Source organism: Aminobacter sp. LjRoot7 (genome assembly GCF_964252895.1).
Lineage (GTDB): Bacteria > Pseudomonadota > Alphaproteobacteria > Rhizobiales > Rhizobiaceae > Aminobacter > Aminobacter aminovorans_B.
This window is the reverse complement of the sequence record NZ_CAXUPX020000005.1, coordinates 155,425-174,957: the sequence shown is the minus strand read 5'-3', so window position 1 is coordinate 174,957 and position 19,533 is coordinate 155,425. Positions and strand designations below refer to the sequence as shown.

Genomic DNA, 19,533 nt, shown 5'->3' with positions numbered 1-19,533 from the left:
ACTCGGCTTCCAAAGCTGCAAGATGGGTTGGAAGGCAAAAGCCACGCACATCAAGGCCAAAACAGCCGCCGCGATGTACTTCGCAGCAGCCACCAAATATGCCTTCAGCATCGCGCGTAACCCCACATGGAGTTACATGGGAACAGGCGCGCGATACTTCAACGATCAGACAGTGCGGTACAGTGGCTTACTTCGCCCTTGAGAACGCCAGCCAGACGCCGCCGCCAACGAGGAACGTGCCCGATATGCGGGTCATCAGCTTGAGGCGCTTTGCCGACAGGAACTTGCCGGCGCGGCCGGCGGCAATCGCGTAAGCCGAGTCCGACATGGCGGCGAACACCATTGCGGTGACGCCCATGATGACGATCTGCTGGGCGTAGTTGGCCGTCGGATCGATGAACTGCGGGATGAAGGCGCCGAAGAAGATCAGCGTCTTGGGGTTGCTGATCGCAACAAGGAAGCCCTGCAGGAAAAAGCCGCCGCGCGGCCGCCTGGGCGTGCCGTCGGCTGCAAGCTCGCCGCCCGAGCGGAACATCTGGATGCCGAGCCAGATCAGATAGGCGGCGCCTAGCAGCCGGACCCATTCGAACCAGTGGCCCATCGCCTCGATCATCTGGTTGAGGCCGATGCCGACGATGGCGATCATCATGGCAACGCCGATCTGCGTGCCGGCGGCATTGGCGAGGCCAGCGCGCGTGCCGTGCCTGATGCTGGAGGCGATGATCAGCGTGACGGTCGGCCCCGGGATCAGCACGATGACGATACAGGCGACGACATAGGCGGCGTAGAGCTCGAGCGACATTTTCCGTTCCTCCGGCGGTCGCCCAACACTAAGCACGCGGAGTTTCCGGCTGTCCAGATGAAGCGGGGGCAACCGTGGGATGCGCATCGCTGTGCCGTCAGGGTTGCTTGCTGGAGTTATAGCCTCGCCTAAAAGCGACGGCGAAATCCCTGCGGCCTCATTGCGCGGCGGCGGCAATCATGAAAAACATGACTTACCGAGACAAGATTATCGCCGGGGAAAAGACGTGAGCGCAGTTCTGAAATCAATCGCCCTTGCTCTGGTGCTCTTGGCCAGTGGCTGCGCCGTAAGAACCGCCCATGTCAGTATTACCACCGACAATAGTGGTAAGATGAGCTCGGTCACTATCAGCAAGACATCAGGTGATCCTGCTTTTGACACAAAGGCGATCGGGCTTGCGAAGCGTAAGTTCCAGAAGTTCCCTAATCCTCTCAAGAACCACAAATATCTGCAGCCGGTAGAACTGATGAACTAGCCGTTGCCCGCTCGACAGGCTGCAGCTGCAGGATCAGAGTGTCGCGTCCACCTCGCTAGCCAGCGGGATCGCCGGCTGGGCGCCCGGCTTCAGGCAGGCGAGCGATCCGGCGGCGGCGGCGCGGCGGAGCGCGTCCTCGAGGTCGAGGCCTGCCGACAGGCTGGCGGCGAGATAACCGCAGAAGGTGTCGCCGGCGCCGACAGTGTCGACCGGGACGATCTTGAGCGCATCGACATGGACGAGCTCGTCGCCCCTGGCGGCCAGCACGCCGTCGCCGCCAAGCGTGACGATGACGGTGGCGCCGGTGCTGCGGGCGAACTCGCCCATCCGCACAGGCCGTTCGCCGGCGGGCAGCGAAAGCGCCTCGGCGTAGAGGTCGAATTCGGTTTCGTTGGCGACGACATAGTCGGCCTTGCCGACGAAGCTGGCGGCCTCGGCGCGGAAGGGAGCGGTGTTCAGCATGGTCACGGCACCGGCCTTGCGTGCGGCCTCGATCGCCGCATCGACAGTCGCAAGCGGAATCTCATGCTGCAGAAGCACGATGTCGCCCTTCTTGAACTGGGCCTTGGCAAGGTCGCCAGGCACCACGGAGCCGTTGGCGCCAGGCACCACCGCGATCATGTTCTCGCCGTCGCCGCCGACCAGGATCAACGCGATGCCGGTGGCTGCCTGGATCTCGGCCACGCCGGAAAGGTCGACGCCGCCGTCCTTGAGATAGGCGACGGCCTCACCGGCGAAGGCATCCTTGCCGACGGCACCGACCATGCGCACCTGAGCGCCGGCGCGTGCCGCGGCGAGCGCCTGGTTGGCGCCTTTGCCGCCGGGCGCCGACTTGAAGTCGCCGCCGGGCACGGTTTCGCCCGGGCCGGGGAGGCGGCCGACGGTTGCGATGAGGTCGAGGTTGATGGATCCGACAACAGTGATCACGGCAGTCTCCTGAAAAGTTAGGCGGAAACTACAGTGTGTCGCGATCGCTTGCCAGATGGCCGCCCGGTCATTCGCAGCGGAAAACGACCTGGGCCTGGTAGGTGCCGGCCGGGAAGATGCCGGTCGACTTGGTCGCCGTCAGGTTGACCGGGATGATCCTGGTGCCGTTCGACACCCGCGTGATGGTACTACCGCCATAAGTCACGCTATCCACCGTGTAGGTGGAGGCGAAGGTTACGTTGGTGTCGGCTCCACTTGGCCCCGACAGGAAGTTGACGGGTGCAGGTGCCGACAGACCGTAGCAGTCGAGCAGGTTGAGAAGCGAGCACAGCAGCGAACTGGTGGTCACGCTGACTGAGGCGGCCGAGCCGCCGGCTTGGGTCGAGCCGAAGACGTTGATCGTCGGATTGGGCGACAGCGTGCCTGATGTCTGGACGTTGATGGTACAGGTGCCGATGATGGCCGCCTGCGCGGGAGCAGCGGCCAGCCAGAGGCTCACGAGCCCTAGGGCTGAAGCGCCGACGCGCATGGTCACTGCCCCGTCTGTTTTGGCGGCGGAGTCTTGCCGTCGGTCCAGCCGCTGTCCGCCCAGCCGGCCTTGGAATGCTGGACCGAGCCGGTGACGTCGCCGCTGCCTTGTCCGCTCAGTCCCATCTTGAGCAGCTTCAGCTCCATCTGCAGCCGTGCCACTTCGAGCTCATAAAGCTTGGAGCAGTCGAGCCGCTTGGGTGTGCGGCCAATCGGGATGACGACGCGGCCATAGGTGGCGAGGTCATTGTTCTCGCGGTTGTTGCCTTGGATCACACCGACATCGAGATAGGCACCGCTGCCCGAGACCGCCGAACGGCAGGTCGTGCCATCCGCGGCGCGCACCTCGTCCTGGCCCTGCGGCAACGTCACGCCCGGCAAGGAGAAGCCACTCTGGTTCTGGTTGAGATTGTAGACGTCCTCGGCCCAGGAGGCGCAAGGCGCCAGCGCAGCGAGACTCGTGAGCGTCAGAAGCGCCGCGTTCCGAGAAATTTTCCGCATATCTGAGCCTTGATCTGCGTCTGTTCATTTGGAAATGGCACACTTTCCGTACAGATACGCACTTTACGCTCATTGTTGCCGTCGAACGGCACGACGACGAGAACCGGTCGTGACGCCTCGGCGCCCAGCATGAAACTGTCGGGCGCTATCCTGGCGTCGACCGGCTGGAAATTCTGGTCATAGACCCTGATATCGATCCGGATCTTCTTGTTGTAGGGATTGGACGGAAACACCCTGACAGCGAAGGCGTCGGTGAAACTCGTCACCTCGCCGCGCATCGGCGACATCGACTGGCCGTGCGCCGCGGTGGCCGCCAGCGCCAATCCGAAGAACGGAATTGCAAGACTTCGTAACATCAAGCTCCCCCTGTCGTTCTTGTCTGCGAAGCTGCTACTGGCAGGTGACGGTGACGGTGGCCGAATAGTTGCCGGCAGCGAAGATGTCGGAGCCGGTCTTGGTGCCGGTGAGGTGGACGGTGACCGTGTCGACGCCGGGCGTCGACAGGTTGGAAGAGGCGCCGGTTTCTGCAACCGTATGGGCGCCTGCCACCGAATAGGTCGGCGCCCAGGTGATCGGGGTGACATCGGCCGGCGGGATGGTGATCGCAGTCGGCGCGCCAATGCTGATCGCGACATTGCCGGTTGTGGTGGCAGTGATGGTGCCGGCCACGCCGCCGGCATTGTGCGAGCTCAGCGACTGCAGGCCTGGGCTTACCGTCATAGTGCCGCTGCCATTGGTGACCACCAGCGTGCAGATGGCCGCGACAGTGCCGTTGAAGGTGACGTTGCCGGTGGCCGCGAGCGCCGGCTGCGCAATCGAGCAGGCCGCGATGGCAAGCCCTGTGGTGAGAATGCAGTATTTCATTCTGCTCTCCGGGACCGCGTAAATGCATCTGTCCTGGAGGCGACGGTGATCCGTTATGGTTAATTTGGTATTAACGTCAAACTCAACTCAAAAGTTCGTTTGTGTGCATATAATTTATTCTACGTGATTTCGAGATTTTTGACACAGTGTCAATATTGTTTGCTACGTCAAAGAAAAGTATAGATCAATTATTATTGTATGGAGGCAAATGAATTGCTTGAAATATGTGGCCGGGCTCTCAAGTATCTGCGCCTGATGGTTGATCCAGATGCGTAACTAGCTTGATCCGCGGTCGCAAGAATATGCACGTCGACTAAGCATATCAGGATTGTGCCGCAGTCTCTTTCAAACAAATATGACCGATGGCTGATATAATCTCGCCCGGCTCGTGCGGAACAGGCATACGAGCTTGGGCAGCGTCAGACCTGTGATCGAACCGGCTGCAGCGCGCGCTTATGAACACGCTGACTAGCACCAAGCTTGAGCAAAAGATGAAGCTTACCGGTTCAACTCAGTAGATGGAGCTTGTCCGACAATAGGCCGGGTCAGGACACCATAATGCGTAGCGCTACTGCTTTGAGCTGCCAGTGGGCTGCTTTGACGCTTCGATCAGGTCCGCCTGGCGAACAAGGCCTTCCGCAATTTTTCGTGCCTGGTGGGGCTTTATCAGAAGCTCCACACTATCAGCCGTAGTCTCTCCACGACGAACCTGCTCGATGTGCTCCTGAGAGGTCACGTACTCCAGGCGAACAATAAGGTTCCCCGGCTCCAGCGCGTTGATGTGTACGTTGATCAGGTTCGGCGTGTTGGTCGTGTTCTCGAATTTTGCAGGCATGGGCGTCCCTTCCGAATCTGCGGATCATGCCGCTCCACCAACCAATAGTCCATCAAACGCCTCAAGGTATTCCTGCCAACGAGCACGACCAACCAAGGTCAGAGCTGAAGCCCTGAGGTTGGCCTTTCCCTCCACGCCATCATCGTATAGGATAAAAAGTCAATGAATTCAAATATTTGATCGATAGCGTCAGGAAAATTGAACCATGCGCCCGCGCCATCTGCTGCTCGCCTTGAGCATCGTTCTGATCTGGGGCGTCAACTTCGCCATCATCAAGATCGGCCTCAAGCAGGTGTCGCCGCTGGCGCTCGGTGTCGCGCGCTTCTTTCTCGCCGCCTTTCCGTGGGTGTTCTTCATCAAGCGACCCAACGTGCCGCTGTCGATGATCGCCACCTATGGCTTGCTGATCTTTGCGCTGCAGTTCGGCTTCCTGTTCACCGGCATGAAGATCGGCATGAGTGCGGGGCTGTCGTCGTTGATCCTGCAGCTGCAGGTGTTCTTCACCATCGGCCTGTCGATGATCCTGCTCGGCGAGCGGCCGACACCCTGGCAGCTGGCCGGTGCGGCACTGGCTTTCAGCGGCGTTGGCCTGGTGGGGCTGCATGTCGGAGGTGACGTGACCATGGCGGGGTTGCTGCTGCTGATCGCGGCGGCTGCCGCCTGGGGTGGCGGCAACGTCGTGTCGAAGCAGATCTCGCAGCGTGCGGCGGCAGCGCCCAACGTGCTCGGCCTCGTCGTCTGGGGCAGCCTGTTTGCCCTGCCGCCACTGCTGGCCGTGGCGCTGGTCCTCGATCCCGAGCATTTCGTCAGCAGCTTCACCGGGCTTGACTGGGCATCCGTCGGTTCGATCGCCTACATCGTCTATCTCTCGACGCTGTTCGGCTTTGCCGCCTGGAGTGGGCTGCTTGCCCGTTATCCGGTTTCGACGGTTGCGCCCTTCACCTTGCTGGTGCCGGTATTCGGCTTTCTTGGCTCAGCGGTGCTGCTTGGCGAGCCGCTGCAAGACTGGAAGCTCGTCGCTTCCAGTCTTGTCATTGCGGGCCTGTGCATCAACCTGTTCGGGCCACGGCTGTTTTCGCGTCCGCAGCGGTCAGCTGTCCCGCCTCCCAGCCCAGAATAGCCCGCTTGCGCGTCAGGCCCCAGTGATAGCCGGTCAGCGCGCCTGACTTTCCAAGCGCCCGGTGGCAGGGAACGACGAACGACAGCGGGTTGGCGCCGACCGCAGCACCCACGGCCCGGCTGGCCTTGGGCGAGCCGACTTCCGAGGCGATGGCCGAGTAGCTGCAGGCGCGGCCCATCGGGATCTTGAGTAGCGCTTCCCACACCCGCACCTGGAAGTCGGAGCCGATCATCACCACGCGCAAGGGCTGGTCCTGGCGCCAGCGGGTCGGGTCGAAGATGTGCGCGGCATAAGGCGCCGTCGCACTCATGTCCTCGACATAGGTGGCGTTCGGCCAGCGGCCGGACATGTCGGCGAAGGCCGCGCGCTCTTCGCCGGCGTCGTTGAAGGACAGGCCGGCGAGGCCGCGATCGGTGACCATGACGAGGGCGACGCCAAAGGGCGAGATGTGGAAGCCGTAGCGAATGGTGAGGCCTGCGCCACGCGTCTTGTAGTCGCCCGGCGACATCGCCTCATGGGTGACGAACAGGTCGTGCAACCTGCCCGGTCCGGACATGCCGACCTCAAACGAGGTTTCGAGCAGCGGCAGGCCGTCGTCGAGCAGCTTGCGGGCGTGGTCGAGCGTCACTGCCTGCAGGAAGGCTTTCGGCGACAGGCCGGCCCAGCGGCTGAACAGCTTCTGCAGGCTGGTCGGCGTTTCGCCGACTTCGGCCGCCAAGGTCTCGAGCGACGGCTGGTCGCGATAGTCGATGCTGATCTTCTCGATCACCCGGCGCACTGTCTCATATTCCGAGCCGGTGGGCGTGATGTCGTGCTGCAGCGTGGCTACGGGCTTCATTTGCGTCTGGGCGTTCATGGCTTGATCTCCTTGGACGCCAATATCGCGTTGGCTGTGGGTATTTCCCACCCGATTCCTGCTCATCTGCTCCTTGCGGTTGCAAGAGCCCTGGAAAAAGCCGTGGCAAAGCTCTCACGGTCGTCGGGATTGAGGAAACTGCCGATCGCAACACTTTTTTCGCGCGTCTCGACGGCCATGCCGGTGATTCCGATCTCCTCGTGGCGCGAAATCGCGAATCGCGCCCAGAACGGGTTGAAGTGATATTGCTCCGACTTGCCCGACGGGGCGGTCTTCAGGATGTCGAGGCTGGTGCGGGAGACGCTGACCTCCTCGCGGGCGCGCGCGGCGCGATAGTTGAGCCGGAAGGCGACATAAAGGGCGACGACATCGAGGCCGAGGAAACCGAAGATCGGCCAGGCGCCATGGCTCAGGAAGATGGCGCCGGTGACCATGCAGCCGAATGTCAGCGTACCCATCAGGATCATGAAGCCGGTGCGGCCGAGCGAGCGGTGCGGCAGAAGCAACGCTTTGAAGAATGGCTCGTCGGCGGCAAAAGTGGCGTTTGTCTCGCTCATGCCTGACAATTATAGAGGGGCTATGAAAAACCCCAAGCCCAAAGATAAGGCCAAGGCCCTGCCGAAAGGCCGCACGTCGGGTGCCGCAGCCAAGCCGCGCGCCACGCGCCGTCGTTCGCTCTATTCGGCCGCGGAGGTGCGCGAGATCTTCCGTCGCTTTTCGGTCCAGCGGCCGGAGCCGAAGGGCGAGCTCGAACACGTCAACGCGTTTACGCTTTTGGTGGCGGTGGTGCTGTCGGCGCAGGCGACTGACGCCGGCGTGAACAAGGCGACACGCGCGCTGTTTGCCATCGCCGACACGCCTCAGAAGATGCTGGCGCTTGGCGAGGAGACCGTCGGCCAGCACATCCGCACCATCGGCCTGTGGCGCAACAAGGCCAAGAACGTGATTGCCCTGTCCGAGGCGCTGATCCGCGACCATGGCGGCGAGGTGCCCGACGACCGCGACCAGCTCGTCGAGCTGCCCGGCGTTGGCCGCAAGACCGCGAATGTCGTGCTCAACATGGCTTTCGGCCAGCACACCATGGCCGTCGACACGCATATCTTGCGTATAGGCAACCGCATCGGCCTCGCGCCGGGCAAGACGCCCGAGCAGGTCGAAGATATCCTGGTCAAGATCATCCCCGACGAGTTCATGCGCCATGCCCATCACTGGCTGATCCTACATGGCCGCTATGTCTGCAAGGCGCGCAAGCCTGACTGCTGGCGCTGCGTCATCGCCGACATCTGCAAGTCGCCGGAAAAGTCGACGAGCGAACCGGCGCCGCTGGTGCCTCTCGACGACATCGATCCGATCGAGGTTGCGGAAGCGGAAGTCGCGGCTCAGTAGCCGCGGGCCATCGCCGCAGCGAAGATCGGGATCAGCGCGAAGACGGCGACTTCCGCCTTGAGGAAGCTGCGCACCCTGGCGATCTCGGCGTCCGGAACGACGTAAGCCTCGCCACCGCCGGCACCGCGCCAGCGTGCGATCCGGATCGTCGGCCCGATCGACAACAGCCCGACTGCCGTGAAAGCCACCATCTTGGCCCAGAAGGTCGGGTTGTAGACGTAGAACTCCCAGCCCTTCAGCCCGAAGTAGACACGTGACGCGCCGATGAGCACCAGCAGTGCGGCGAGCCCGCCATAGACCGCGTCGATGCGTCCGAGCAAAGCGAGATTGCGCCGGCCGAGCCCGGGGCGAACCAGTATCACCTCGGCTGCGAGCACGCCCGCCAGCGCGAATGCCAGAAGGTGGTGAATGATGGTGAGGATAAGGTCAGTCATCAGTGCCTCGTGATGCGACTCGACCGCGGCACCTTAGCAACGGACCTAGGGCATGCATATGACGAGGCAGATGTCAGCATATGTCAGCTGTCTGTCACTTGTCGAATTGACGAATAGACTGAGGAAATACACGTATCGACCATGGCGCTGACACGACAAATCAACCCGATGCCTGACTGGATCCGCAGCGAGCTCGTCTCGCGCGGCCTGGTCGGCACCTATGAGGCGCGTCCCGACTACCAGCGCAACGACTATCTCGGCTGGATCGATCGCGCCAAGCTGGAGACAACCCGCCGCAAGCGGCTCGACCAGATGCTGGATGAGCTCGAGCGCGGCAGCGTTTACATGCGCATGGCTTGGCACGGCTAGAGCACGTCCCGAAAAATGGGGTCGTTTTCTGGATAAGATCATGCTCCGAAAGGAAGCCGGCCTGCTCCATTTCTCGGACTGGAACGGGCAGGGCACTGGCGGACAGCGTCACTGTCTTCTGGCCTGCTGCCATGTCGGCCATCTGTGCTAGACCCGCTGCCATTGTTCATGGAGATCGACGATGGCCGCCTTTTCCCTTGCCGACATTCCCGTCATCGAGACCGAGCGAACGGTGCTGCGGCCGCATCGACTTGAAGATTTCGAGGCCTATGCCGGGATGTGGGCCGATCCTGTCGTCACCCGCTTCATCGCCAAGCCGCGCACGCGTGAGGAAAGTTGGCAGCGTTTCCTGCGTCATGCCGGATCGTGGTCGCTGATCGGCTACGGTTTCTGGGCGATCGAGGAAAAGGCGACGGGCCGCTTCATCGGCGAGGGCGGCTTCCACGATCTCAAGCGTGACATCACACCTTCGATAGAAGGCATCCCTGAGGCCGGCTGGGGTTTTGTCGCCGACATGCATGGCAAGGGCATCGGCAGCGAGGCGGTGGCTGCGTTCGTGCGCTGGGCCGATAGCCGATTTGTTGGCCACACTGTCTGCATCATCGATCCGGAAAACGGTGCATCACTGCGTGTCGCCGAGAAGAACGGCTACCGCGAGATCGGCCGGACCACCTATCATGGTCCGACCATCCTGCTCGAGCGGAAAGGCTCGGTCGGGTCAGCCGCCCACGGCGGTTGACGTGACCGGCTTGGCGCCACCGATGCGTTCCCAGCTTCGGCCGTTGCCCTGGGCCTGGCGGGCGAAGTAGTTGTAAGGCGTGCTGGACCAGTCGCGGATCGAGCTGGTCAGGTTGTCGAGGATCAGGTCGCCCTCGTTGGTGCGCACGGTAAGCACCGTGTGACCCTGGCCGCGATAACGCGCCACCGTCAAAAGCAGTGCCGAGGCTGGCCAGCCGCGCTTGAGCAGCTCGCGCTTCTTCAGGATGGCAAAATCCTCGCAATCGCCGGAGGAGACGGGCACGCGCCAGTCGTCGCCGGTGTCGTTGCGTTCCTTGATGCGCGAATTGACGGAGCGGTTGACCTGCTTGAGCTGTTCATGCAGCTCCGGCTGCAAGGTCACGACCTTTTTACCGCCCGATGTGCTGCACAGCCGAGGCTCGCGCGCACAGAACGGAGAGAAGGCGGGCGGCGCGAAAGCCGGTCCGGCGGTTGTCATCAGCGTACCGGCCTGAGCGGCAAAAGTGCAGGCAAACGACGCCGATAACGCGATCAGCGCGACAAAACGTTTCACAGTGATAGTCCCCGATGCGTGATTCTAAGGATGGGCTAATGCGGTTAATGAGCGGTTGCTAAAATGACGTCGGGGCCGAAAAGTGTCCAAATCCTTAACAAATTGTAACTTGAATACATAACATTTGAAGCAGTTAGATAATTGCGGTTGCGGCGCAGTCCCATGGAGACAGGCAATGTCTGCAATCCGGAAATCCGTAGCTGAAGCCTTGTTCGTAGTGCTTTCGCTGTCGACTTCTTCATTTTACTTGGCGGGGCATGCCCAAGCGGCGGTTCGACCGATGATGTCGGCCGCAAAATGCAGCCCGCTGACCGGTTCCAACTATCAAAGCTGTTGCATTGCTTTGAACAGGAGCCAGATCCTCACCCCTTACGAGCTTAATCAATGTCCGCCCCTGACGACGGCGGTCATCGGCGTGGCCAACAGCCCGTCCGGCGACGATGAGCGCTCGAGCGGCGATGGTAACCGTCCTTCGGGCGGGACCAGTGGCGGCGGTGATAATGGCGGCACCAGCGGCGGCGGCGACAACGGCGGTGGCGACAATGGCGGCGGTGACCACCATCACGACCACCACCATGATCACGACCACCACGGTGGTGGCGACGATCATCATGGCGGTGGCGATGATCACCACGAAGGCGGCGATCAGGGCCACAACAAGTAGGCTCGTTGCAGCCGGCTAGGGATCAATCAGTCATAGATGCGGACTAGTTCCGCAGCCCGCCGTTGGGCAACTGTTGAGCCGGCCTGTAGCGAGTGTCTTGCTTGAGGGGAGCGCTCTGCCGGGCGTCCGGTCACCCGAGGCAATTCGAGGAGCTTCGGTGGACGCCCGGTTGATCGTCTTCATGCTGGCCGGTCTGAACCCGCCAGTGATGTTGGGGCGCCCGTGCAGTGGCGCATTTCTTTCCCTGAAAAACTGATCGCATGGCCGTTCCAGGCGTTGACATCGTCTTGGCCGTTTTGCAGAGTGAAACCGGTTTCACTCTCTGGGAACGTGCCGCTTGAAGTTCGACCTGTCGATCCTCGCCAAGCATATCCCCTTCCTGCTGGAAGGGGCGTGGCTGACGTTGCAGGCCTGTGCGCTTGCCGTTGTCGGCTCGCTGGTGCTGGGTCTCGTTGTCGGCGCGATGCGCACCTCGGCCTCGCCGCTGCTCAACCGGCTGGCGGCCATCTACATCGACATTTTCCGCAACATCCCCTTCATCGTGCAGCTGTTCTTCTTCTATTTCGGCCTGCCCGAGATCGGCATCTACATCGACGCCTTCACCACGGGCGTTGTCGCGCTGTCGATCGCCGGCGGCGCCTTCACTTCTGACGTCATCCGCTCGGGCATCCTGGCAATCGACCCGGGCGTCATCGAGGCAGCGCAGGTCAGCGGTCTCAGGAAGATCACCATCTTCCGCAAGATCATTCTGCCGATTGCCCTGCGCGCCTCGGTGAGACCTTTGGGCTCGGTCTTCATCAACCTGATCCTGACCTCGTCGATCCTGTCGACGATCACGCTCAACGAGCTGACCGGCTCGGCCAAGATCGTGGCTTCCAACACCTTCCGTCCGTTCGAGGTCTATTTCGTCCTGCTCGTCGCCTACGCCGCGCTGACTTACGCCGTGTCGATCCTGATCGGCATGCTGCACCGCTACCTCAACCGTCACCAGGAAGAGGGAGCCGTCTGATGCGCTACGGGGATTTCACGCCGTTCGACATCGTCCTTTTGCTGCAAGGTCTTGGCGTTTCGCTGGCATTGTTCGTCTCGACCACGCTGATCGGCCTCGTCATCGGCACGGCGTGGGCGGTGATCCGCTTCTACCGCGTGCCGGTGCTGATGCAGCTCGTCACCTTCGTCGCCGAACTGCTCAAGAACTCGCCCGTCCTTGTGCAGCTGTTTCTGGTGTTCTTCGGCCTGCCTGCCTTCCTAAAGATCAACGTCACGCCAACCGAAGCCGCCGTCATCACGCTCTCGGGCAACAGTGCCGCCTTCATCTATGTCATCGCCGTCTCGGCCATCGAATCCGTCGGTCGCGACCAGATCGAGGCCGCGCGCGTCTTCGGCCTTACGCGCTGGCAGATCCTGCGCCGGGTGATCGCGCCGCAGGCAACGGCCTTTGCCATCGGGCCGCTGACAGGCCTGCTGGTAAACCAGTTGCAGGTCACCTCGCTGATTTCGGTCATCGGCGTCATGGACCTGACCAAGGTCGGCAACATCCTCAACCTGCGCACGCTCAAGCCGTTCCTCGTCTGGACTGCCGTCGGCTTGCTCTACTACCTCACCGCCAAGCTGGTGACCTATGCCGGCGCGCGCTTCGAGAAGCGGCTTCGCGCCCATACCGCCTGGAAGGGTCTGTAAATGATCAGCATCACCGGCCTGCGCAAAGCCTTCGGCGCCGCCACCGTCCTCAACGGCATCGACCTCGAGATCCGCCAGGGCGAAGTCGTCTCGGTGCTCGGCTCGTCCGGCTCGGGCAAGTCGACGCTGATCCGCTGCATCAACGGCCTGGAGAAGATCGACGCCGGCAAGATCACTGTCGATGGCTTCGATGTCTCCAAGCCGCGCGAGCTTTCGGAAGCGCGCAAGCGCTCGGGCACGGTGTTCCAGCTGTTCAACCTCTACCCGCACATGACGGCGGTGCAGAACGTGGCACTTGCCCCGATCGAGGTGCTGAAGGTGCCGCGCAAGCAGGCCGAGGCCGAGGCGCGCGAGCTGCTGCACTCCGTCGGGCTGACCGAGCGCGCCGACGCCTATCCCTCGCAGCTGTCCGGCGGCCAGCGCCAGCGCGTCGGCATCTGCCGGGCGCTCGCCATGAAGCCGAGCTATCTTTTGCTCGACGAGGTGACGAGCGCGCTCGACCCCGAGATGACGTCCGAGGTTCTGTCGATCCTGGCCAAACTCGCCAAGGGCGGCACGACGATGGTCTTCGTCACCCACGAGATCGAGTTCGCGCGCTCCATCTCGTCGCGCATCGCCTTCCTCGACAAGGGCCAGCTCATCGCCGACCTGCCGACCGAAGACTTCTTCTCCGCCACGGGCATGGCCCTGCCGCGCGTGGCCCAGTTCCTCTCCAAGATGCGTAAAGACTGAAATGATCCTGCTTGCCAATTCCGAGGCCTGGCCCGGCTTCTCCAAGAGCGTCGAACTCCTGAAAGGCGGCAGCCACGGCATCGATGCCATGGTCGCCGGCATCAGCGAGGTCGAGCGTGAAGTGAAGGTTCGCTCAGTCGGCTTCGGCGGCTGGCCGAACATGCTTGGCCGCATGGAGTTCGACGCCGGCGTGATGGACGGAACGACCCGCGAAGTGGGCTCGGTTGGTGCGGTGCCCGACACCATTCCGGTGGCAGCGCTTGCGCATGAGGTGATGAAGCGCCTGCCGCATGTCATGCTGACCGGCGACGGCGCCCGCCGCTTCGCCACCGAGATCGGCTTCCCCCATGACGAGACGCTCTATGAAGAGAGCAGGCGTGTCTGGTGGCAGCGGCTCGAAAAGGAGCTGACGCCTGAAGAACTGGCGAAGTTCCCCGACATCGCGCTCGCGCCGCTCAGCCGCACCATCACCGATCCCGAGCGGGTGCGCGACACCACCGTGTTCCTGTCCAAGGACAGCCTCGGCGGACTCAACGTCGTGACCTCGACCTCGGGCTGGGCCTGGAAGTATCCCGGCCGTCTCGGCGACTCGCCGATTCCCGGCGCCGGCTTCTATGCCGACAGCCGTTTCGGCGCCGCCGCCTGCACCCACACCGGCGAGATGACAATGCGCTGCGGCACCGCGCGCACCATCGTGCTGGCCATGCGTCTCGGCCATTCGCTGGAGCAGGCTATCGCCCTTGCCATCGAAGAGCTGCGCGAGCTGAAAAGTGGCTTCCTTGCTGGCGTCGTCATCCACGCGCTGGACGCCAAGGGCAACCACAAGGTCGTCAGCCTGAATTGCGAAGAACAGATCAAATACTGGTTCTGGGACACCGACTTGCCCGAGCCGGAACATCGCTTCGCCGAACCGTTCACATCCTAACAACCCGAGGAGGGAAAATGAAGAACCTGATCACGAAACTGGCCGGCATGGCGCTGGCCGTCGGCCTTGCTGCCACTGGCGCTGCCCAGGCCGGCAAGATCGACGAGATCCGCGAGCGCGGCACCGTGCGCATCGGCGTGTCGCTCGGTGGCGAGCCGATCGGCTTCCGCGATGCCCAGAACAACCCTGTCGGCTATGACGTCGACGTCGCCACCATGCTGGCCGAAAAGCTCGGCGTGCCGGTCGAGTTCGTCGACGTGTCGGGCGATGCCCGCATCTCGATGCTGGTGTCGGGCCAGATCGACATCGCCGTTGCCAACACCTCGGCGACGCTCGAGCGCGCCAAGTCGGTGGATTTCTCGATCCCCTACAACCGCGCCGGCCTGCGCATCATCGTCCAGAAGGACGCCGGCATCACCTCGCTCGAAGGCCTCGCCGGCAAGAAGATCGTCGTCGGCCGTGGCTCGACGGGCGAGACCTTCATCAAGAAGGCGGCACCGCAGGCCGAGCTCGTCTACACCGACAACTTCTCGCCGGAAGGTGTGCTGCTGCTGCAGCAGAAGCGCGTCGACGCGGCCATCGAGGACTCCTCGCTGCTCGACTATCTCGCCACCAAGAACGAAAACCTGGTGACGCTGCCGGGCTTGCATTCCAACGACCCGATCGGCATCGCTGTCGCCAAGGGTGACGAGGGCTTCGTCCGCTGGATCGACATGTTCGTGTCCGATTACATCCAGAGCGGCGCCTATGAGACCAACTACAAGAAGTGGTGGGGCGAAACCGCCAACCCGCCGGCACTGACTCCGCTCTGGTAAGACAGAGCCGAGGCAACGGGCAGGCGGGAAGCCTGCCCGTTTTGCATTCACGACGTCGCGCGTGGCACGAAGAAGGTCGGCACAGTCACCTCGGCGTGGCCATTGCCAAACTGCTCAGGCGTCGCAAGGAAGCGCAGGATCTCGCCGACATAGGTCTTCTTGTCATAGCCGATGGACGAGATCGGATAAGCCTCGAAATCCGTCAGCGACAGATTGTCGAAGCCGTAGAGCCGGAAGCGCTCAGGCCTGTTGCCGGGAAAGGCGTCACGGTGGACGTCCATGATGCCCATGGCCATCGCATCCGAGGTGCAGAACACCGCGTCGGTCACTGGCCATTCCGGCGACAGCGCGACGCTGCGGCCGCTCTGGTAGGAGTAGTCGCCGCGCAGTTCCGCAACCAGCCTGATGCCGCGCTTTGCCATCTCGGCCTTGTAGTTGGCGATGCGCTGCTGCTCGACCGGGGAAGACACGCGGCCGGTCACCAGTGCCGCTGTCGCAACACCCTTGCTGGCCGCGTCGGCGACAGCGCCGGCGATGCCAATTGCCTCGTCGGGCACGACTGAAGGAGACGAGCCGTCATGCATGCCGTTGAGCATCAGAACGTCGTCGCTGCGGAACATCTTGCGCACGCTTTCGGCGTCGGCGAAGTCGGAAAACACCAGTGCGGCATCGACGTGATAGGCAACGCCGTTGCGCAAAAACTCCTCGATGCGCTCGACCGATCCGACGCGCAGGAAGATCACCTGCTTGCCGATCGACTGGATGTCGCTGATCAAGAGATCGAACAGGTCGAGGTCGGAGAAGTCGTGGATGTGGTTGACGATGACGGCGATCAGGTTGACCGTCTTGGTGGTCAGGCTGCGCGCCAGAAGATTGGGCTTGAAGCCGAGCTTGTCTGCTGCTTCAAGCACACGCGCGCGCTTGTCGGCGGAGACGGGTCGGCTTTCGCTCGACAGCGCCCGCGAGGCGATCGCGCGCGACACGCCGGCCAGCTCGGCGACATCGGCGATGGTCGGCGAGGTGCGTCGTTTGCGCGAACTGTCCATAAGTGCCTTTGCGAGTTGTCGTCTTGAAATTCGGGCGCCGTGGCCAGACGTCCCGCAGCATTCATCCATCCGGGAACTGATTTCATGCTTACCTGCTTCGACATTGGCGGTTCAACGATAAAAAGCGCCCGCGCGCGCTCGGCCGGCGAAATCGAGATCATCGATCGGGTGAAGACGCCGCTCGACGACTTCACCGCCTTCGCTGCAGTCATTGCCGAGCGCGTGGCGCTTGACCGCGGTGTCACCCGGGGCGTTTCCATTTCGATCGCCGGTGTCGTCGATCCTGCCTCCGGCAGCCTGAAATGCGCCAACATCCCTTGCATCGACGGTCGCATCATTGCCGCCGATCTCGAAGCCAAAGTCGGCCTGCCGGTCTGGATTGCAAACGATGCCGACTGTTTTGCCGTGGCAGAAGCGACTGAAGGGGCAGGGCGCGGCCACCGCAATGTCTTCGGCATCATCCTGGGAACAGGCGTCGGCGGCGGCCTGGTCATCGACGGGCGCCTCGTCACGGGTGCTGGCGGCTATGCCGGCGAGTGGGGCCACGGCCAGGCGCTCGCCACGCGCGTTGGCACGCCGCCGGTCGACATCCCGCATTTCGCCTGCGGCTGCGGCCAGGCCGGCTGCGTCGACACGATTGGCGGCGCGCGCGGCGTCGAGAAGCTGCACCATTTCCTGTGCGGCGAGGTGCTGTCGAGCACCGACGTCATCGACCGCTGGCGCGACGGCGAGCTGAAGGCGCGCCGCACGATGGAGGTTTATCTCGAACTTGTCGGCGTGCCATTGGCGCTGACCATGAACATCATTGGCGCCTCCGTCGTTCCTGTCGGTGGTGGCCTGTCAAACGTGCCCGAACTGATCGAGGGGCTCGACAATCAGGTGCGCAGCCGCACGCTGCGGCGCTCGCAAAGCCCGCTGCTGGTCAAGGCAGCCTTGACCACTGAGCCGGGCCTCATCGGCGCGTCAGCTGTCGGATACCAGGAGCTCGCTCATGTCTGAAGATATCCATCTCGAAGTCTGCGTCGACAGCCCGCAAAGCCTGGCTGCGGCGATTGAAGGCGGCGCCGACCGCATCGAACTCTGCGCGGCACTCGAAACCGGCGGCCTCACGCCGTCGCCCGGCCTGATGGCGCTTGCCGCCAAGGCGCCGATCCCGGTCTATGCGATGATCCGCACGCGGCCCGGCGACTTCGTCTTCGACGATGCCGATGTCGCCACCCTGCTGGCCGACATCGACGCCGTGCGCGCAGCCGGCCTCGCAGGTGTCGTGCTCGGCGCCAACAGGCTCGATGGCTCGCTGGACCGCGACGTGCTCTCGCGCCTGGCCGGCCACGCCAAGGGGCTCGGCATGACGCTGCACCGCGCCTTCGACCTTGCCGGGCCCGATTTCGCTTCAGCGGTCGAGCTCGCCGTCGAGCTCGGCTTCGAGCGCATCCTGACCTCGGGCGGCGAAAGCACGGCGCTGAAGGGGCTCGACGCGCTGGCGGCGTGCTTCGACCAAGCCCAAGGCCGTGTCGTCATCATGCCGGGGTCGGGCGTCAATCTCGACACTGTCGCTGCGATCAAGGCACGGCTGCCGCTGCGCGAAATCCATTCATCCTGCTCGGTGGCATCAGATGCGCCCGACGGCAAGGCATTGGAACTCGGCTTTGTGGCGCCAAGGCCGAAGCACACCGATGCCGGCATCGTGCGCAGGATGAAGGCCGCATTCGTCTAGGTCAGGCCTTCTCGCCCAGCTCCTTGGACGAGACTTCGTAGAGCACCTTGTCTGTTTGGGCATCGACGCCGACAAGGCTGACCTCGTGGCCCCAGAGACGCTGGATGTAGCGTATCGTCTCGTTGCGCGTTTCCTCGACCAGCGTCGCGCCATTGTGCACCGTGTGCTTGAGACGCAGCTTGCGGTCGCCCTTGAGGTCGGCATCGACGGCCTGGATGTCAGGCTGGGTCATGCCGACATCGTAGCTGTTGGCGAGGCTCGAGCGCACGCGTTCGTAGCCGCGTTCGTCATGGATCGCCGTCACCTCGTAGTAGGGGTCGGAGGATTCTTCCTGCAGCGAGAAAAGCCGCATGTCGCGGATCAGCGCCGGGCTCAGGAACTGGCGGATGAAGGATTCGTCGCGGTGCGTCGCCCAGGCGTCGAGCAGCGTGCCGCACCAGTCGCCATTGCCGGCGAAATCGGGGAACCAGTCGCGGTCCTCCGCCGTCGGCTCGGTGCAGATGCGCTGGATGTCGCGCATCATGTTGAAGCCCAGCGTGTAGGGGTTCAGCCCGCCATAGCGCGGGTCGTCGAAATGGGGCTGGAACACCACGTTGGAATGGTTCTGCAGCACCTCCAGCATGGTGCCTTCGCTGATCTGGCCCTTGTCGTAGAGGCTGTTCATGATGGTGTAGTGGACGAATGTGGCGCAGCCCTCGTTCATCACCTTGGTCTGGCGCTGCGGGTAGAAATACTGCGCGATGACGCGAACAATGCGCAGGATCTCGCGCTGCCACTGCTTGAGCACCGGGCTGTTCTTTTCGAGGAAGTAGAGCAGGTTCTCCTCGGGGTATTCGATCACCGACTGCCGCTCCGACTTGTCGGTCTCGACCTCGCGCGGTGCCTCGGCCTCGGCTGCCTGCGGCAGCGTCCGCCACAGGTCGGAGAAGGTGCGCTCCTCATGCTCAAGCCGCTCGCGGATGCGCGCCTGCTCGCGCTCGACCGACAGGCGCGGGCGGCGGCGGTAGCGGAACACCGCTTGCGGCATCAGCGCGTGCGCGGCATCCAGCACGGCCTCGACGGCAGCCGGGCTGTAGCGCTCCTCGCAGCGGGCGATGAAGCTCTTGGCGAACTCCATATAGGCGAGGATCGCGCCGGCGTCGGTCCATTGCTGGAACAGGTAGTTGTTCTTGAAGAAGTGGTTATGGCCGAACGACGCATGCGCGATGACAAGCGTCTGCAGCGCCATGGTGTTCTCTTCCATGAGATAGGTGATGCAGGGATTGGAATTGATCACCAGCTCATAGGCGAGCCCCATCCGCCCCTTGCGGTAGAGGTTGGACTCGTGGACGAAATGCTTGCCGAAGGACCAGTGCTGGTACATCAGCGGCATGCCGATCGAGGAATAGGCATCGAGCATCTGCTCGGACGAGATCACCTCGATCTGGTTGGGATAGAAGTCGAGGCGAAGTTCGTTGACGGCGATCTCGCGGATCGCGTCATAGGCGCGCGACAGGTCGTCAAAGTTCCAGTCGGAACTCGTGAACAGCAGCGGCAACTGTTTCGAACGCTTTTCCAACTTGCATC

General features: G+C 62.8%; 26 protein-coding genes. 13 read left to right on the top strand and 13 right to left on the bottom strand.

Translation table 11 applies throughout. The features are described 5' to 3' along the window. Positions 1-187 precede the first annotated feature (187 nt). The gene (locus ACSQ3E_RS16325; protein ID WP_436123510.1) at positions 188-802 is read right to left on the bottom strand and encodes a LysE family translocator; all 615 of its coding nucleotides are present in this window, start codon (positions 800-802) and stop codon (positions 188-190) included. Between the two features lie 79 nt (positions 803-881). On the opposite strand from ACSQ3E_RS16325, the gene ACSQ3E_RS16320 reads away from it, so the two are divergent. After that, entirely contained in the window at positions 882-1,277 is a 396-nt protein-coding gene (locus ACSQ3E_RS16320) for an energy transducer TonB family protein (RefSeq protein ID WP_436123509.1), read from the top strand. A 33-nt stretch (positions 1,278-1,310) separates the two neighbouring features. Here the strand turns inward: ACSQ3E_RS16320 and ACSQ3E_RS16315 are convergent, their stop codons facing one another. The 6 genes from ACSQ3E_RS16315 to ACSQ3E_RS16290 all read right to left on the bottom strand — a co-directional run bounded on the left by ACSQ3E_RS16315 (position 1,311) and on the right by ACSQ3E_RS16290 (position 4,932). Next, positions 1,311-2,204 (bottom strand): ribokinase, encoded by an 894-nt coding sequence (locus ACSQ3E_RS16315; RefSeq protein WP_436123508.1) that lies wholly within the window; start codon positions 2,202-2,204, stop codon positions 1,311-1,313. 67 nt (positions 2,205-2,271) lie between these two features. Continuing rightward, positions 2,272-2,733 carry a hypothetical protein gene (locus tag ACSQ3E_RS16310; protein WP_310320490.1) on the bottom strand — a complete coding sequence of 154 codons (462 nt, stop codon included), beginning with the start codon at positions 2,731-2,733 and terminating at the stop codon, positions 2,272-2,274. Between the two features lie 2 nt (positions 2,734-2,735). Next, entirely contained in the window at positions 2,736-3,233 is a 498-nt protein-coding gene (locus tag ACSQ3E_RS16305) for a hypothetical protein (RefSeq protein ID WP_436123507.1), read from the bottom strand. Next, complete coding sequence (locus ACSQ3E_RS16300) at positions 3,200-3,589, bottom strand: hypothetical protein (protein ID WP_310320120.1); 390 nt, start codon at positions 3,587-3,589, stop codon at positions 3,200-3,202. The genes ACSQ3E_RS16305 and ACSQ3E_RS16300 overlap by 34 nt, the downstream gene beginning before the upstream one ends. A gap of 34 nt (positions 3,590-3,623) precedes the next feature. After that, positions 3,624-4,097 (bottom strand): hypothetical protein, encoded by a 474-nt coding sequence (locus tag ACSQ3E_RS16295; protein ID WP_436123506.1) that lies wholly within the window; start codon positions 4,095-4,097, stop codon positions 3,624-3,626. A 568-nt stretch (positions 4,098-4,665) separates the two neighbouring features. Continuing rightward, the gene (locus ACSQ3E_RS16290) at positions 4,666-4,932 is read right to left on the bottom strand and encodes a hypothetical protein (RefSeq protein ID WP_310320116.1); all 267 of its coding nucleotides are present in this window, start codon (positions 4,930-4,932) and stop codon (positions 4,666-4,668) included. Positions 4,933-5,137: 205 nt separating this feature from the next. On the opposite strand from ACSQ3E_RS16290, the gene ACSQ3E_RS16285 reads away from it, so the two are divergent. Beyond that, the gene (locus tag ACSQ3E_RS16285) at positions 5,138-6,052 is read left to right on the top strand and encodes an EamA family transporter (protein ID WP_310320114.1); all 915 of its coding nucleotides are present in this window, start codon (positions 5,138-5,140) and stop codon (positions 6,050-6,052) included. Here the strand turns inward: ACSQ3E_RS16285 and ACSQ3E_RS16280 are convergent. Beyond that, positions 5,982-6,908 (bottom strand): methylated-DNA--[protein]-cysteine S-methyltransferase, encoded by a 927-nt coding sequence (locus ACSQ3E_RS16280; RefSeq protein ID WP_436123505.1) that lies wholly within the window; start codon positions 6,906-6,908, stop codon positions 5,982-5,984. The two genes, ACSQ3E_RS16285 and ACSQ3E_RS16280, sit on opposite strands and share 71 nt — an antisense overlap. 62 nt (positions 6,909-6,970) lie before the next feature. Continuing rightward, complete coding sequence (locus ACSQ3E_RS16275; protein ID WP_436123504.1) at positions 6,971-7,465, bottom strand: DUF2244 domain-containing protein; 495 nt, start codon at positions 7,463-7,465, stop codon at positions 6,971-6,973. Positions 7,466-7,487: 22 nt separating this feature from the next. Between ACSQ3E_RS16275 and nth the strand changes: the two genes are divergently transcribed. Beyond that, entirely contained in the window at positions 7,488-8,294 is an 807-nt protein-coding gene (nth, locus tag ACSQ3E_RS16270; RefSeq protein ID WP_436123503.1) for an endonuclease III, read from the top strand. Here the strand turns inward: nth and ACSQ3E_RS16265 are convergent. Then, positions 8,288-8,728: a DUF2214 family protein gene (locus tag ACSQ3E_RS16265; protein ID WP_436123502.1), complete on the bottom strand. Its 441-nt coding sequence runs from the start codon at positions 8,726-8,728 to the stop codon at positions 8,288-8,290. The two genes, nth and ACSQ3E_RS16265, sit on opposite strands and share 7 nt — an antisense overlap. A gap of 141 nt (positions 8,729-8,869) precedes the next feature. Here ACSQ3E_RS16265 and ACSQ3E_RS16260 point away from each other — a divergent pair, with 141 nt between their 5' ends. Further along, the gene (locus ACSQ3E_RS16260; protein WP_436123501.1) at positions 8,870-9,097 is read left to right on the top strand and encodes a YdeI/OmpD-associated family protein; all 228 of its coding nucleotides are present in this window, start codon (positions 8,870-8,872) and stop codon (positions 9,095-9,097) included. 181 nt (positions 9,098-9,278) lie between these two features. Next, positions 9,279-9,836: a GNAT family N-acetyltransferase gene (locus ACSQ3E_RS16255; RefSeq protein WP_436123500.1), complete on the top strand. Its 558-nt coding sequence runs from the start codon at positions 9,279-9,281 to the stop codon at positions 9,834-9,836. On the opposite strand, the gene ACSQ3E_RS16250 is transcribed toward ACSQ3E_RS16255, so the two are convergent. Next, positions 9,816-10,388 (bottom strand): transglutaminase-like cysteine peptidase, encoded by a 573-nt coding sequence (locus tag ACSQ3E_RS16250; protein WP_436123499.1) that lies wholly within the window; start codon positions 10,386-10,388, stop codon positions 9,816-9,818. The two genes, ACSQ3E_RS16255 and ACSQ3E_RS16250, sit on opposite strands and share 21 nt — an antisense overlap. A 175-nt stretch (positions 10,389-10,563) precedes the next feature. Here ACSQ3E_RS16250 and ACSQ3E_RS16245 point away from each other — a divergent pair, with 175 nt between their 5' ends. The 6 genes from ACSQ3E_RS16245 to ACSQ3E_RS16220 all read left to right on the top strand — a co-directional run bounded on the left by ACSQ3E_RS16245 (position 10,564) and on the right by ACSQ3E_RS16220 (position 15,204). After that, positions 10,564-11,052, top strand: coding sequence for a hypothetical protein (locus ACSQ3E_RS16245; protein ID WP_436123498.1), 489 nt, complete (start codon positions 10,564-10,566; stop codon positions 11,050-11,052). A gap of 337 nt (positions 11,053-11,389) precedes the next feature. Further along, positions 11,390-12,061, top strand: coding sequence for an amino acid ABC transporter permease (locus ACSQ3E_RS16240; RefSeq protein ID WP_436123497.1), 672 nt, complete (start codon positions 11,390-11,392; stop codon positions 12,059-12,061). Next, entirely contained in the window at positions 12,061-12,732 is a 672-nt protein-coding gene (locus ACSQ3E_RS16235) for an amino acid ABC transporter permease (protein WP_436123496.1), read from the top strand. Before ACSQ3E_RS16240 ends, ACSQ3E_RS16235 begins: the two co-directional genes overlap by 1 nt. After that, positions 12,733-13,464: an amino acid ABC transporter ATP-binding protein gene (locus ACSQ3E_RS16230; RefSeq protein ID WP_436123495.1), complete on the top strand. Its 732-nt coding sequence runs from the start codon at positions 12,733-12,735 to the stop codon at positions 13,462-13,464. Between the two features lies 1 nt (position 13,465). Further along, a complete protein-coding gene (locus tag ACSQ3E_RS16225; protein WP_436123494.1) occupies positions 13,466-14,389 on the top strand; it encodes an isoaspartyl peptidase/L-asparaginase in 924 nt (307 codons plus the stop codon). A gap of 17 nt (positions 14,390-14,406) precedes the next feature. After that, positions 14,407-15,204 (top strand): transporter substrate-binding domain-containing protein, encoded by a 798-nt coding sequence (locus ACSQ3E_RS16220; protein WP_436123493.1) that lies wholly within the window; start codon positions 14,407-14,409, stop codon positions 15,202-15,204. A gap of 47 nt (positions 15,205-15,251) precedes the next feature. On the opposite strand, the gene ACSQ3E_RS16215 is transcribed toward ACSQ3E_RS16220, so the two are convergent. Next, complete coding sequence (locus ACSQ3E_RS16215; RefSeq protein WP_436123492.1) at positions 15,252-16,250, bottom strand: LacI family DNA-binding transcriptional regulator; 999 nt, start codon at positions 16,248-16,250, stop codon at positions 15,252-15,254. Between the two features lie 84 nt (positions 16,251-16,334). Here ACSQ3E_RS16215 and ACSQ3E_RS16210 point away from each other — a divergent pair, with 84 nt between their 5' ends. Both ACSQ3E_RS16210 and ACSQ3E_RS16205 read left to right on the top strand, forming a co-directional pair. Next, positions 16,335-17,249: an ROK family protein gene (locus ACSQ3E_RS16210; protein ID WP_310320087.1), complete on the top strand. Its 915-nt coding sequence runs from the start codon at positions 16,335-16,337 to the stop codon at positions 17,247-17,249. Then, positions 17,242-17,967: a copper homeostasis protein CutC gene (locus ACSQ3E_RS16205; RefSeq protein ID WP_436123491.1), complete on the top strand. Its 726-nt coding sequence runs from the start codon at positions 17,242-17,244 to the stop codon at positions 17,965-17,967. Before ACSQ3E_RS16210 ends, ACSQ3E_RS16205 begins: the two co-directional genes overlap by 8 nt. A gap of 1 nt (position 17,968) precedes the next feature. Here ACSQ3E_RS16205 and ACSQ3E_RS16200 read toward each other — a convergent pair whose 3' ends face one another. After that, the gene (locus tag ACSQ3E_RS16200; protein ID WP_310320083.1) at positions 17,969-19,525 is read right to left on the bottom strand and encodes a SpoVR family protein; all 1,557 of its coding nucleotides are present in this window, start codon (positions 19,523-19,525) and stop codon (positions 17,969-17,971) included. Positions 19,526-19,533: the final 8 nt, after the last annotated feature.

Coding starts and splice junctions, on each gene's coding strand:
- ACSQ3E_RS16325 (WP_436123510.1), bottom strand. CDS start 802: ATGTCGCTCGAGCTCTACGCCGCCTATGTCGTCGCCTGTATCGTCATC.
- ACSQ3E_RS16320 (WP_436123509.1), top strand. CDS start 882: ATGCGCATCGCTGTGCCGTCAGGGTTGCTTGCTGGAGTTATAGCCTCG.
- ACSQ3E_RS16310 (WP_310320490.1), bottom strand. CDS start 2,733: ATGCGCGTCGGCGCTTCAGCCCTAGGGCTCGTGAGCCTCTGGCTGGCC.
- ACSQ3E_RS16305 (WP_436123507.1), bottom strand. CDS start 3,233: ATGCGGAAAATTTCTCGGAACGCGGCGCTTCTGACGCTCACGAGTCTC.
- ACSQ3E_RS16300 (WP_310320120.1), bottom strand. CDS start 3,589: ATGTTACGAAGTCTTGCAATTCCGTTCTTCGGATTGGCGCTGGCGGCC.
- ACSQ3E_RS16295 (WP_436123506.1), bottom strand. CDS start 4,097: ATGAAATACTGCATTCTCACCACAGGGCTTGCCATCGCGGCCTGCTCG.
- ACSQ3E_RS16290 (WP_310320116.1), bottom strand. CDS start 4,932: ATGCCTGCAAAATTCGAGAACACGACCAACACGCCGAACCTGATCAAC.
- ACSQ3E_RS16285 (WP_310320114.1), top strand. CDS start 5,138: ATGCGCCCGCGCCATCTGCTGCTCGCCTTGAGCATCGTTCTGATCTGG.
- ACSQ3E_RS16280 (WP_436123505.1), bottom strand. CDS start 6,908: ATGAACGCCCAGACGCAAATGAAGCCCGTAGCCACGCTGCAGCACGAC.
- ACSQ3E_RS16275 (WP_436123504.1), bottom strand. CDS start 7,465: ATGAGCGAGACAAACGCCACTTTTGCCGCCGACGAGCCATTCTTCAAA.
- nth (WP_436123503.1), top strand. CDS start 7,488: ATGAAAAACCCCAAGCCCAAAGATAAGGCCAAGGCCCTGCCGAAAGGC.
- ACSQ3E_RS16265 (WP_436123502.1), bottom strand. CDS start 8,728: ATGACTGACCTTATCCTCACCATCATTCACCACCTTCTGGCATTCGCG.
- ACSQ3E_RS16260 (WP_436123501.1), top strand. CDS start 8,870: ATGGCGCTGACACGACAAATCAACCCGATGCCTGACTGGATCCGCAGC.
- ACSQ3E_RS16255 (WP_436123500.1), top strand. CDS start 9,279: ATGGCCGCCTTTTCCCTTGCCGACATTCCCGTCATCGAGACCGAGCGA.
- ACSQ3E_RS16245 (WP_436123498.1), top strand. CDS start 10,564: ATGTCTGCAATCCGGAAATCCGTAGCTGAAGCCTTGTTCGTAGTGCTT.
- ACSQ3E_RS16235 (WP_436123496.1), top strand. CDS start 12,061: ATGCGCTACGGGGATTTCACGCCGTTCGACATCGTCCTTTTGCTGCAA.
- ACSQ3E_RS16230 (WP_436123495.1), top strand. CDS start 12,733: ATGATCAGCATCACCGGCCTGCGCAAAGCCTTCGGCGCCGCCACCGTC.
- ACSQ3E_RS16225 (WP_436123494.1), top strand. CDS start 13,466: ATGATCCTGCTTGCCAATTCCGAGGCCTGGCCCGGCTTCTCCAAGAGC.
- ACSQ3E_RS16220 (WP_436123493.1), top strand. CDS start 14,407: ATGAAGAACCTGATCACGAAACTGGCCGGCATGGCGCTGGCCGTCGGC.
- ACSQ3E_RS16215 (WP_436123492.1), bottom strand. CDS start 16,250: ATGGACAGTTCGCGCAAACGACGCACCTCGCCGACCATCGCCGATGTC.
- ACSQ3E_RS16210 (WP_310320087.1), top strand. CDS start 16,335: ATGCTTACCTGCTTCGACATTGGCGGTTCAACGATAAAAAGCGCCCGC.
- ACSQ3E_RS16205 (WP_436123491.1), top strand. CDS start 17,242: ATGTCTGAAGATATCCATCTCGAAGTCTGCGTCGACAGCCCGCAAAGC.